This is a genomic window from Streptomyces sp. NPDC093018 (assembly GCF_040684035.1).
GTDB classification, from domain to species: domain Bacteria; phylum Actinomycetota; class Actinomycetes; order Streptomycetales; family Streptomycetaceae; genus Streptomyces; species Streptomyces murinus.
Genome location: NZ_JBFBFF010000012.1, coordinates 138,443 through 150,624, shown reverse-complemented (window position 1 = coordinate 150,624; position 12,182 = coordinate 138,443). Strand labels below are relative to the sequence as shown.

Below are 12,182 nucleotides of genomic sequence, written 5' to 3'. Positions count from 1 at the left end.
TCCGTTCTGTGGTGTGAGCGGGCATGGTGCGGGAGGGCCGGTGGGCGCCTTCCGCGGGCGGGGCAGGGAGGGGTCAGCGGTGGTCGGCCGCGGCCAGGGCGGCGCCGAGGGCGGTGGCCACGGCGAACACCCGCGGAGGCCGCACCAGTTGGTAGTGGTCGGCGTCCGCGTCGTACCGGATCAGACCGTCCGGGACCCGGTCGGCCCATCGCTGCGCCGAGCCGATCTCGGCGCCGGTCAGGCTCTGGTGGAAGTGCACGGGGCCCGGCGCGACGGGCGGCCGGTAGCGGACGGTGGCGAGCAGCCCGGTGCGGAAGACGGTGTAGTGCCGGACCAGGTCCTCGAAGTCCGGTCCCGTGTCCGGGAGATGGGCCGCCACGACCCGCAGCCGGGCCGGGGTGCCGGCCGCCGCGAGCAGTTCGGCGCGCAGCGCGGCACGGGCGTCCGGACCGGGGTCCGTGCCCGAGGAGCGCGCGAGGTCGTCGTGGAACCACTCCAGCAGGGACACGTCGTCGTCGGGGACGTCGACCGTCCCGGGGTAGGCCGTGTCCAGCAGCGTGAGCGTGCCGACGTGTTCCCCGGCGGCGCGCAGCTGGTGGGCCATCTCATAGGCGAGCAGCCCGCCGAAGGACCAGCCGGCCAGGTGGTACGGGCCCTCGGGCCTTACCTGGCGCAGCGCGGCGAGGTGTGCGGCGGCGAGTTCCTCGACGGTCGCCGGGGTGCGGTCGTCCCCGTCGGGTACCGGGCCCGTCAAGCCCGGTGCGGTGAGTCCGAACACCGGGCGTCCGGCGTCCAGTTCGGCCGCGAGGTCGCGGTAGCACAGGACCTGGCCGCCGATGGGGTGGACGAGGAAGAGCGGGTCCAGATCGCCGTCCGGGCGGATGCGGACGACCGTGTCCGGGCCGGTCGGCGGCCGGTGGGCGCGCAGCACCTCCGCCTGGCCCGCGACGGTCGGACGTTCCAGCACGGTGGAGACCGAAAGCCGTTCGTCGAACGCGTCGTTGAGGCGGCCGATGAGGCGCAGGGCGTCGATGGAGTGGCCGCCACAGGCGAAGAAGTCGTCGTGGACGCCGACCGGTCCGGTGCCGAGGAGCTGTTCCCAGATCCCGGCGATCCGGGCCTCCGTCGCGTCGCGGGGCGGCTCGGGCGGGCTCTGGCGCAGCGTGCCCGCCGGATCCGGCGCGGGCAGCGCAGCGCGGTCGAGCTTGCCGTTGGGGGTGAGCGGCAGGGCGTCCAGCAGGACCCACGCCGAGGGGACCATGTGGTCGGGAAGCAGGGCCCGGGCATGCCGGACCAACTCCTCGGTACCGGTGTCCGTGGCCGTGCGGGTGTCTGTGCCGGTCGCGTCGGCGCCGTCGTCGGCCGTCACCACATACGCGACCAGCCGCTCCCCGCGCAGCAGCACGGCACAGCCGCGCACCGCCGGGTGCTCGCCGAGCACCGCCTCGATCTCTCCGGGCTCCACCCGGAAGCCGCGGATCTTCATCTGGTGGTCGGTGCGGCCGGCGTACTCCAGGGCGCCGTCCGGCCGGTGCCGGGCCAGGTCACCCGTGCGGTAGAGGCGGCGGGTGACCCCGTCGGCGCCGGTGTGCCGCACGAACCGCTCGGCGGTCAGCTCCGGTCGGCCGTGGTACCCGAGCGCCAGCCCGACGCCCTCCAGGTACAGCTCGCCGGTGACGCCCAGCGGGACCTCGGCCAGACGGGCGTCCAGGACATGGGTGCGCATATTGGCGATGGGCCGCCCGATGGGCACCGTGTCTCCGTCGCCGGGCGCGCACCGCCAGGCCGTCACATCGACGGCCGCCTCGGTCGGACCGTAGAGGTTGTGCAGCTCCACCCCGGGCAGCAGCTCGAAGAACCGGTTGCGCACGTCGGCGGGCAGGGCCTCGCCGCTGCACACGACCCGGGTGAGCCCGGCGGCTCCGGCGACCGCGCCCGGGTCGTCCAGGAACACGGCCAGCATCGACGGCACGAAGTGCACGGTGCTGATCCGCTCGCTCCGCACGAGCCCGGCCAGATAGCCGGGGTCGCGCTGCCCGCCGGGCCGGGCGAGGACGAGCGTCGCCCCGGTGAGCAGCGGCCAGAACAGCTCCCACACCGACACGTCGAACGTGTACGGCGTCTTCTGGAGCACCCGTTCGCCGGGGACCAGCCCGTACGCGTCCTGCATCCACAACAGCCGGTTGGCGATGGCCCGATGGGACACCACGACACCCTTGGGGGTACCGGTGGAACCCGAGGTGAAGATCATGTACGCGGGGTCGTCGGGGGTTGCGACCGCTACGGCGGTGCCCGGACCGTCCGCCGGCCGCTCCGGTACGACGTCCGACTTGCCCGGCACGGTGCTCGGTTCACCCGGTACGACGACACTCACCCCGGCGTCCCGCAGCCGGGCGCCCCGGCCTTCGTCGGCGACGACCAGCCCGATCCCCGCCTCGGCCAGCAGGGACCGCACCCGCTGCTCGGGATGCTCCGGGTCCAACGGCACATACGCGGCACCGCACTTGAGCACGGCGAGCAGGACGACCGGCAGCGTGCGGGACCGCTCAAGGAGCAACCCGACGAACGCGCCAGGACCGGCGCCCCGCTCCCGCAGCCGTACGGCCAGCCGCTCCGCCGCCGCGTCGAGCGCCCGGTAACTCAGCTCGCCGCCCTCGAAACGGACGGCGACGGCATCCGGAGTCGCCCGGACCTGACGCTCGATCAATTCGGTGAGCACATGCGGCTCTTCGTACCGCTTCTCCGTGCTGTTCCACTCCGCGTACCGTTGCCGGTCCGCCACCGGAAGCAGGTCGGCCGCCAGGCAGTCCCGGTCCGGGGTGTCGGCGAGGGCCCGCAGTGCCGCCGTGTACGAGGCGTGGACCGCGGCCATCCGTTCGGCGGGGAAGCGGGCGGCGTCGTAGCGCAGCCCGAGTTCGAGCAGCCGCCCGTCGGGGCTGCGGGAGAACTCCGCGCCGAACGCGAAGTCCGTGTCGGCCTCACCGATCTCGTCCAGCACGGTGAACGCGCCGTCGGCGGGGCCCGCCTGCTCGACGTGGAAGTGGGTGTAGTTGAAGAACGTCTCGAAGGGCGCGCTGCCACCGCCGGTGCGCACGATCTCCGCGAGCGGGAAGCGCCGGTGCTCGTGGACGGGGACCTCCAGGTCCGCGACGCGCCGCACGAACTCCCGCCAGCTCCCGGCGGCGAGGGCGACGCGGAAGGGCAGCGTGTTGAGGAACACGCCGACGACCTTGTCGCCGTCCGGCTCCTCCGCGCGCCCGTTGTGGACCACACCGGTGGTGATCTCGTCGCTGCCGCCCATCAGCGCCATGACCCGGACATGCGTGGCGAGCAGGACGGTGCGCAGCGGCACACCCAGCTCGGCGGCGCGCGCGGTGAGGCGTTCGTGCAGGTCGGCGGGGAGCGGCTCATGGTGCCAGGACATCCGCGGCGCGGCGCCCGCGGGGCCGGTGCGGGGCAGCCGGGTCACGGTGGCGCCGGCCGTCTGCCCGGCCCAGAAGGAGCGGTGCGCCGGATCGGCGAGGGCGGCGCGTTCGAGCGCGACGAAGGTGGCGAAGCGGGAGCGCGGCGCGGGGGCGGGCGCCGGGGCGTCCGCTCCGGCGCACAGGCGGACGTACCGCGCACTGAGTTCGGTGAACAGTGAGCGTTCGCTCCAGCCGTCCACGATCGCGTGGTGTTCCGCGATGAAGAGCTGGAAGGCGGTGTCGGAGCGGCGCTGCACATGGAAGCGGATCAGCGGCGCCCGGTCCCAGACGAACGGGCGGGTGCGCTCGGCCTCGTAATGCCGGGCGACGGCCGCCTCCCGTGCCGCGTCGTCGAGCCCGCGCAGATCCTCGAAGGTGATCTCGGGGCGGGCGTCGCGGTGCACGAACTGGAGGGGTTCGCCGAAGCCGTGCAGATCGAAGGAGGTGCGCAGCATCTCGTGCCGGACGGCGGCCTCGGCGACGGTCTGCCGCCAGGCGGCCTCGGACCAGGGCGCCTGCACATGGTAGGCGGAGACGTTGTGGTAGACGCGCCCCGCGGCGGCCGGGAGATCGCTGTGGAAGAGCATCCCGGCCTGGAGCCGGGTCATCGGGTAGGCGTCGTCGAGCCCGTCCGGGAGCGCGGCCCGGTCCGCCTCGGTGAGCAGCGAGAACGGCTCGTACGACGGCGTCTCCTCCGCCGCGCCCGGCTCCTGGGCGACGGCCTCGGCCAGGCCGCGCACGGTCTGGTGTCGCATGAGGTCCACGACGCCGAAGCGCAGCCCGCGGTCCCGGGCGCGCGCCAGCACCTGGAGGGAGCGGATGGAGTCGCCGCCCAGCGCGAAGTAGTTGTCGAGGGCGCCGACCCGCTCATGCCCGAGCACCTCCTGCCAGATCTCCGCGAGGGCGCTCTCGACGGGCCCGCTCGGCGGTTCGTACGCCGATCCGGGCGCCAGCGCGCCCGTCGCCGTGCCCGGCACCGGCAGCGCGCGCCGGTCGACCTTGCCGTTGGCGGTGAGGGGAAGCGCGGGGAGGGTGACAAGGGCGCCGGGGATCATGTACGCGGGCAGCCGGGCCGCCAGATGGGCGCGGAGGCCGTCCACCGTCAGGCCGACCGGGGCGGAGCCTTCCGTGCGGGTGCCGTCCGTGCCGGAGCCATCCGTTCCGGTGCCGTCCGTCGTGGGGTTCTCGGCGGGGTTCTCGGCGGCCGGTACGACATAGCCGGCCAGTACGGGGGTCCCGGTGGCGTCCGGGACGACACGGGCGACGGCGGCGCCGATGGCGGGGTGCGCGGTGAGCGCCGCCTCGATCTCGCCGAGCTCGATGCGAAAGCCCCGCAGCTTGACCTGGTCGTCGATGCGGCCGAGGTATTCCAGCTCGCCGTCGGCCCGCAGCCGTGCCAGGTCGCCGGTCCGGTACAGGCGCTCCCCGCAGGGCGCGGTGGGAAAGCGCTCCGCGGTCAGTTCCGGGCGGTTGAGATAGCCCCGGGCGAGACCTGCCCCGGCGACGTACAGCTCACCGGCGGCGCCGCGCGGGACCGGGTCCCCGTGCCGGTCCAGCAGATGCAGCCGCAGGTCGGGGATGGGCACCCCGATGACGCTGCCCCGCCCCTGTGCCGCGTCCCGGGCGGTCAGCGGGCGGTAGGTGACATGCACCGTGGTCTCGGTGATGCCGTACATGTTGACCAGCCGGGGCGTGCTGTCGCCGTGCCGCTCGAACCAGCCGGTGAGCGCCCCGACATCGAGGGCCTCGCCGCCGAACACCACATACCGCAGCGCGAGTTCACCGGACGGCTCAGCCGCACGCTGGGCGTCCACGCGGTCGAGCTGGTGGAAGGCGGACGGGGTCTGGTTGAGCACGGTGACCGCCTGGTCGCACAGCAGGCGGTGGAACTCCTCCGGGGACCGGCTGGTCTCGTACGGCACCACGACGAGCCGTCCGCCGTGCAGCAGCGCGCCCCACAACTCCCAGACGGAGAAGTCGAAGGCGATGGAGTGGAACAGCGTCCACACGTCCTCGGGGCCGAAGCCGAACCAGTGGTGGGTGGCGGAGAACAGCCGGGTGATGTTGCGGTGCGGCACCAGGGTGCCCTTGGGCCGTCCGGTGGAGCCGGAGGTGTAGATGACATAGGCGAGATGCTCGGGCGTCACCCCGCTGTCCGGTGCGGTGCCCGGCAGTTCGGCGAGCCGGTCCGCGTCGGCCGTCAGATCGACCGCGTGCGCGGCCGCGGCCTCCCACAGCGGACGGGTGGCGGTGGTGCCGACGACATGGCGCAGCCCGGCGTCGCCGATGATGTGCCGCAGCCGCTCCGGCGGGTTGTCCGGGTCGAGCGGAAGGTAGGCGCCGCCCGCCTTGAGGATGCCCAGCAGGCCGACCATCAGCTCGGCGGAGCGCGGCGCGCACAGGCCCACCAGGGTGTCGGGTCCGACCCCGAGGGCGCGCAGCCGGTGCGCCAACTGATTGGCCCTGCGGTCGAGTTCGCCGTAGCTGAGCGCTCGTGAGCCGTCGGTTACGGCGATGGCGTCGGGGGTGCGGGCGGCGTGCTCGGCGAACACCTCGTGGGCGCAGCGCCCGGCGACCTCCGCGGCCCCTTCGGGCAGGGCGGAGACGAGCGGGTGACGCTCCTCGTCGCTGAGCATGGGGAGCCGGCTGACGGGCAGCTCGGGGTCCGCGACGGCCGCGGCCAGCAGGCGCAGATAGTGCCGGGTGAACCGCTCGACGGTGGCGGCCTCGAACAGATCGGCGCGGTACTCCAGTCGGCAGCGCACTCCGTCCTCGCCCCGTACGACATCGAAGGTGAGGTCGAACTTGGCGCTTCCGGCGGGGCCTTCGAGCAGCCGGGCGCGCGGGCCGGGCAGCGCCGCGGTGGTCTCCGCCTCGTCCTGGAAGCCGAACACGACGTCGAAGAGGGGGGCGCGGTCGGTGGTGCGCTCGGGGTTGAGGTGCTCGACGATCCGCTCGAAGGGCAGGTCCTGGTGGTCCTGGGCGTCCGCGACGGTGTCCCGCAGCCGCTTGAGGTGATCGCGGAAGCGGGGGTCGTCGGAGAGGTCGGAGCGGATCACGAGGGTGTTGACGAACAGCCCGACGGTGTCCTCGAACTCCCTGCGGTTGCGGTTGGCCACGGGCGTGCCGACCAGGATGTCCTCGCCGCCCGTGTAGCGGCAAAGGACGATCTGGAAGGCCGCCAGCATGGTCGTGTAGAGGGTGCTGTCGGTCTCCCGGCAGAGCCGGTTCAGCCGCTCCAGGACGTCCCCGGGGACCGCCGCCTCATGGAGGGCCGCGGCACGGGGCAGCAGCTCCCCGCCCGGCCTGCGGTCCGTCGGCAGTCCCGCGGAGGGCAGTTCGCCGCCCAACTGATCGGCCCAGTAGGCGAGCTGGCGTTCGGCGGCCGGACCGCTCAGCCATTCCTCCTGCCATTCGGAGAAATCGGCGTACTGGAACTCGGGCTCCGCCGGCTCGAACGCGCCGCCCCCGGGTGCATCGGCCGCGCCGGTGCGGGCCGCGTAATCGGTGAGCAGCTCCTTGAGCAGCAGCCCCGCCGACCACCCGTCACCGACGATGTGGTGCATTCCCAGGGCGAGTACGGCACCCTTTTCCCGCCGCAGCAGCGCGGCCCGGAAGAGCGGACCGGCCGCCAGATCGAAGGGCCTGTGGTGCTGGGCGTCCATCCAGCGCTCGGCGTCGCCGCCGCCGTGCTCCTCCGCGACCGACCAGTCGAGCCGCGCGGAGGCGTCGATGTGCTGTGTCAACTCCCCTTCGTCCAGCACGAACCGGGTCCGCAGCGCCTCGTGCCGGTCCAGCAGGCCCTGGGCGCACGAGCGGAGCACCTCGGCATCCACGGCGCCGTCGAGCGCGCAGAAGACCGGCATGTGATACGTCGGCCTGCCCTCCTCCATCTCCTGGAGGAAATACATCCGTTGCTGGGCCCGCGAGGCGCGGAACACGCTGATCGCCGGCTCGGTGAATGCTTCGGCCGTGACGTGAGTGGCCAAGTCGACTCCCTCGACCGCCACGCCTTTCCGGACGTGCGGCACTGATCCCACTGGTTGGCGAGATCAACGCTAGGCGCGGGACGGGATGGAGATAAGTCCCGATCTGCCGGTCCCGGATTCACGTGACACGGCATTGCGCGGATCAGGATTCGACGGGGGCGCCTCCGGAGCGCAACGCCTCGAAGCCCGCCGCCAGATCCCGCCGGAGATCCGCCAGGCCCTCGAACCCGACATGCACCCGGATCAGTGGCCCCCGCCCGGCCCAAGTGCCCGGCAGACGATGGGAGACGGGGTCCGCGGGGACGACCAGACTCTCGTAGCCGCCGTAGCTGTGCCCGAGACCGAAGAGGCGCAGCCGGTCGAGCAAAGCGTCGACGGCCGGCTTGGTGAAGCCCCGCGCCAGCTCCACGCCGAACAGTGCGGCGGCGCCCGTGAAGTCCCGGCGCCACAGCCGGTGTCCGGGGTCCCCGGGCAGCCCCGGGTGGAGTACGGCGGCCACCTCCTCCCGCCCGGCGAGCCAGCGGGCCAGCTCCAGGCCCTGCTCGTGATGCCGGTCCAGCCGTACGCCGAGGGTGCGCAGACCGCGCAGCCCCAGGTAGACGTCGTCGGCGCCGGCGCACTGGCCGAGACGGATGGCCGCGCCCCGGACGAGGGGGTAGCTGTCCTCGGTGCACACGATCGCGCCGAGAATGCTGTCCGCGTGCCCCGTCAGATACTTGGTCGCGGAGTGCACCACCGCGTCCACCCCGGCGCCCAGCCGCAGCGGACGGCAGAACGCGGGTGTGGCCCAGGTGTTGTCCGCGAGGGTGACCACCCCGCGGGCCCGGCAGACGGCGGTGATCCCCGGTATGTCCTGCACCTCGAACGTGGTGGAGCCCGGGGATTCGAGGTAGAGCAGACGGGTGCCGGGGCGGATCAGGGACTCGATCGCGGCGGCCGGGGCGTCCGGGCGGTAGTACTCCGTCTCCACGCCGAGCGCGGCGAGCGAGTCGCAGAACCTGCGGGTCGGCAGGTACACGGAGTCGCTGACGAGGATGTGGTCGCCGGCCCGGACGTACGCGAGGATCGCCGTGGTGATCGCCGCGAGGCCGGAGCAGGTCGCCACCGCCGCGTGCCCGCCCTCCAGTTCGGTCAGTGCCTCCTCGAAGGCGCGGCTGGTCGGTGTGCCGAAACGGCCGTAGACCGGGCCGCCCCGCTTGAGCGGGTCGGCCTGGGAGGCCGCCATCTCGGCCGTGTCCCGGTAGAGGACCGTGGAGGCGTGGTGGACGGGCGGGTTCACATAGCCGCTCTGGCGGCGCGGGTCCGCACCCGCGTGCACGTACCGGGTCTCGGGGGAGGCGAGGGGTTCCTTCACCGGCCCACCGCCGCTTCGGACAGGGCCTGTTCGGGCACCGCGGACTGCCTGCGGCCGCTCAGCGCCAGGGCGAGCAGCGCGGCGATCGCGCACTGGGCGCCGACCACCAGCCAGAACGTGCCCGGTGCACCGCTCGCCTTGTAGTGCGCGAACACGAAGCCGCCGACGACACCGGCGAGCAGCCCGCCGACCCCGCCCGTCAGCCGCTGGACACCGAAGGCGAACGCGGCGTTGCGCGGCAGCAGTTCCACGAGTTCCAGATCGCAGCGCAGGAAGAGGAAGATCTCACCCATCGTGAACAGCGCGGTGCCCGCGAGCAGCGCCGGGGTGTGGCCGAGGGACATGGCCGCCGTGCCGAGCGCCATCAGGGCGAACGAACCGGCGACCAGCAGCCGGTAGTCGGCCCGTGCGATGCGGTCGGCGAGCGGCGGCTGGAGCACCACCACCATGGCGCAGTTGAGCAGCATCACCCAGCCGAGCGCCTGGATGTTCGACACCTCGGCCGCGTACAGGCCCATGAAGCTCTGGAAGAAGAAGTAGAGGTAGTAGGCGACGGCGGTGAACAGGACCGGGCGCAACGCGCCCCGAAGTGCCGCCCACTTGCGGGTGGACGCCTTCTCCCCGGCCGTCGACGGCCCGGCCGCCGAACGGCGTTCGACCTGCTTCAATGTGATCTGGTGGGCCACGGTGATCAGGGCGAACAGCCCGGCGAGGCCGATCAGCAGCAGCATCGGATCGGCGTCGACCAGCAGCGCGGCGAGCAACGGCCCAAGGCCCATGCCCGCGTTGAGGGCCGCGCTGCTCACCCCGAGGAACAGCGGGCGCAGTTCGTCGGAGACGCTGGTGACGATGTACGCCTTGTTCGCCGGGAGATACAGTGCGGGGCCGCCCGCCACCAGCACGACGGCCGGGTACGCCACCCACGGCACCCGCACCGCCAGCCCGAGCAGCACCAGACCGGCCGTACGCACGGTGAGCGCGAGGACCATGGTCCGCTTGAGCCCGAGCCGGTCCACGACCGCGCCGCCCAGGATGCTGCCGCCGAACTGGATGAAGGTGGCGACGGCCACCAGGACCCCGGCGACCCGGACGTCCAGGTGGACCGCCTCGACCATGAGCACCCCGATGAACGGGGTGACCATGTAACTGCCCAGCGCGACCACGAACGACAGGATGATCAGGGACTTGAGCGCGGCCGGCAGCCCGGTGAACGTCCGGTATTTCGCGCCGAGTCGCGCGCGAGGTCCGCGGCTCACGGCGAACCGCTCCCGCCGGTGGCCACGGGGCGCTCCGAGGGCAGCCCCCACTCGCTCCACGAGCCGTCGTACACCGCGAGTTCGCGGTAGCCGGCCACGGTGGCGCCGAGCGCGAGGACGCAGGCGGTGACCCCGGAGCCGCAGCTGAAGTACAGCCGCTCCCGGTCCCCGGCCACCGCCTTCAGCGCCTTGCGCAGCGCGTCCGGCGGTGCCAAGTGGCCCTCATCACCCAGGAGTTCACCGAACGGGAGGTTGACCGAGCCCGGCATATGGCCACCGCGCAGCCCCGGCCGCGGCTCGGGCGCGATACCGGCGTACCGCTCCCGTGTCCGCGCGTCGAGCACGGCGGCACCCGGATCGGCGAGCGCCTCGGCGACGGTGTCGGCGTCCACGATCAGACCGGGCCTGGGTCGTGCGGTGAAGGTGCCGCGCGGACCGTCGTAGGCGGCGGGCACGGCCTCCACCGGATGGCCCGCGGCGGCCCAGGCGGGCAGGCCCCCGTCGAGGACGGCGACCCGGTCGAAGCCCATCGCGCGCAGCATCCACCAGGCGCGGGCGCTGGAGTAGACGCCCTGCGCGTCGTAGACCACGACCGTGTCCGTGTCGCTGACGCCGAGCGCCCGCAGTGCCTCGGTGAACCGCTCGGCGCCGGGCATGGTGTGCGGCACGGGGGAGGAGTGATCGGACAGTTCGCCGTCGAGGTCGAAGGGGCGGGCCCCGGGGAGGCGCGCGGCGCCGCCCCGCTTCGAACCGACCGAGGCGTCGAAGAGGACCAGGCCCGCCCCGAGCCGCCCGGCCACCCAGTCGGCCCCGACGACCGGACCGGGGACGCCGGAAAGGGAACTCTCCGGGGGCGTCGGCGCGCTCACGCGGCACCTCCACCGGAAAGGGCGGGCCGCCACCGGGAGTTGTCGGAGAACCAGGTGGCCACGCGTTCGAGATGCGCGGCCACCTCCTCCTCGGTGTCCCCGTCGACGACATAACCGGCCAGGAACAGGCCGGACTTGACCCCGCCGTGGAACTCCTGGCCCACCGCCCCGGTCAGCATCTCCTCACGGACGCACTCCGGCTGTCCGTCGGCGGCCGACGGCAGCCGCTCCAGCAGCCCGTGCCGCGGCGGGATGCACAGCGCTCCGGCGGGGCGGTACACGGGGACGCCGATCGTGGCGGGCAGGCCGCACTCGGCGTACAGCCACTCCTTGTCCAGGTCGATGCCGAACGCGTGCCGGACCATCCCGCTGATCATGCCGCCGCCGGTGCGACTGGCGATCTCGCAGAACACCAGCCGGTCGTCGGGCGTGATCCAGAACTCGGCGTGGAACGCGGTCGCGGGCGGCGTCGGCAGCTCGGCGATGACCGCCCGCGCCGCCTCGACCAGCCGGTCGTACAGCGGATCCGACCGGGTGAGCGGAAGGTTGGCCACCCAGTCGTCGTCCCGGAAGGACAGGCAGTCGTGGAGATAGCGGAAGGGGTGCACGAAGACCACCTCGCCATCGGCCACCAGCCCGTCCACGTGGTACATCTGCCCGGGTACGAACACCTCGATCTCGCTGGTCCCGCGCCATGGGTCGGCCAGATACGCGTCCAGTTCCGGCTCGTCGCGGATGATCGCCGCGCCCAGCGAGCCCGACTCGGAGACCGGCTTGATCACGACCGGGAAGCCGTGCTCCGCGACGAAGCCGAGGATCGTGTACGCCGATTCGACCTGCCGGTAGGCGGGTATCTCGACGGGTCCGTGGGCGAGGTGGTCCTTCATGACCACCTTGTCGCGGAACGCGAGCGCGCTCGCGGTGTGCTGCCCCTTCAGACCGAGCAACTCCCGCAGCCGGGCGGCCCGTACGATGTCCGCCTCGGCGCGGGCGAAGACCGCCTCGACATCGAACGCGCGGGCCAGGCGCAGCGCGGTCTTCTCGACCAGCTGGTTGGTGTCGTAGGCGTCGAAGGCGTGCACATGCGGCAGATGGGAGTACCCCTGCGCGTACTCGCGCGGGGTCACGAGGACCGGGACGATCCCGGTGCCTGCCAGCCACTGGTCGTACGGGGTCTTGGTGTAGGGCGTCTTGGCGAAGACGAGGATGTGACGCATCGGGGCGGTACTTTCTCTGCGATCAGGGCACGG

Annotated in this window: 5 protein-coding genes; all 5 read right to left on the bottom strand. The window is 73.0% G+C overall.

From position 1 onward, the window contains the following. Window positions 1–73: 73 nt before the first annotated feature. The 5 genes from AB0N90_RS25415 to AB0N90_RS25395 all read right to left on the bottom strand — a co-directional run bounded on the left by AB0N90_RS25415 (window position 74) and on the right by AB0N90_RS25395 (window position 12,149). On the bottom strand, window positions 74–7,453 hold the full coding sequence (locus AB0N90_RS25415) for an amino acid adenylation domain-containing protein (RefSeq protein WP_365200271.1): 7,380 nt from the start codon (window positions 7,451–7,453) through the stop codon (window positions 74–76). 142 nt (window positions 7,454–7,595) lie between these two features. Further along, a complete protein-coding gene (gene metC, locus AB0N90_RS25410; protein ID WP_365200268.1) occupies window positions 7,596–8,807 on the bottom strand; it encodes a cystathionine beta-lyase in 1,212 nt (403 codons plus the stop codon). Then, the gene (locus AB0N90_RS25405; protein WP_365200265.1) at window positions 8,804–10,063 is read right to left on the bottom strand and encodes an MFS transporter; all 1,260 of its coding nucleotides are present in this window, start codon (window positions 10,061–10,063) and stop codon (window positions 8,804–8,806) included. The genes metC and AB0N90_RS25405 overlap by 4 nt, the downstream gene beginning before the upstream one ends. Then, window positions 10,060–10,932, bottom strand: a complete 873-nt coding sequence (locus AB0N90_RS25400) for a sulfurtransferase (protein WP_365200263.1) — start codon at window positions 10,930–10,932, stop codon at window positions 10,060–10,062. Before AB0N90_RS25400 ends, AB0N90_RS25405 begins: the two co-directional genes overlap by 4 nt. Continuing rightward, a complete protein-coding gene (locus tag AB0N90_RS25395; protein WP_365200262.1) occupies window positions 10,929–12,149 on the bottom strand; it encodes an ATP-dependent carboxylate-amine ligase in 1,221 nt (406 codons plus the stop codon). Before AB0N90_RS25395 ends, AB0N90_RS25400 begins: the two co-directional genes overlap by 4 nt. Window positions 12,150–12,182: the final 33 nt, after the last annotated feature.

Bases quoted from the DNA above. Each gene is read 5' to 3' on its own strand.
- AB0N90_RS25395 (WP_365200262.1), bottom strand. From the start codon at position 12,149: ATGCGTCACATCCTCGTCTTCGCCAAGACGCCCTACACCAAGACCCCG.